Consider the following 516-nt stretch of genomic DNA (forward strand, 5'->3'; position numbering starts at 1 on the left):
GCCGGCCTGCCGCTGGCCGGCCTCGTCGCGTCTCTCGACGTCGGCGCGATGGCGAGCGACCGCCTGCCCGAGACGCCGCCCGAGCGCAGCGGCGCGCTCCTCCAGAGTCTCGGCGACGCGGGGTTCCGGCACACGTTCCTGAAGCCGGTCGGCACCCCGGAGGCGGTCGACGCGCAGGACGGGGTCCGGATCGCGCTCGACGGCGGCCGCACGATCCACTTCCGCGCCTCGGGCAACGCGCCGGAGCTGCGCTGCTACACCGAGGCGCGCACCGAAGCGGAGGCCAAGGGCCTCCTGGCCTGGGGCCTGAAGGCGGCGGCGGCGGCGATGGCGGCGCACCCGCGGGACGCGTAGGCGTCGTCGTATCCTCGGGGGCGGCCGCGCGAGGTTGGGCGATCACGCGAGGCGGATCGGGGCGCCATGGGTGCGGAACGTGTTCCGGCCAGCGCGCTTGGCGGCGTAGAGCGCCGCGTCGGCGCGGGCGAAGGCATCCGCCGGCCCGCCCCCTACCAGGGC

General features: G+C 77.3%; 1 pseudogene. It reads left to right on the forward strand.

The features are described 5' to 3' along the window. Positions 1-354 (forward strand): annotated as a pseudogene (locus FV222_RS28800) (phosphomannomutase); the annotation flags it as partial. Between the last annotated feature and the right edge of the window lie 162 nt (positions 355-516).

This window comes from Methylobacterium sp. WL103, assembly GCF_008039885.1.
Lineage (GTDB): Bacteria > Pseudomonadota > Alphaproteobacteria > Rhizobiales > Beijerinckiaceae > Methylobacterium > Methylobacterium cerastii.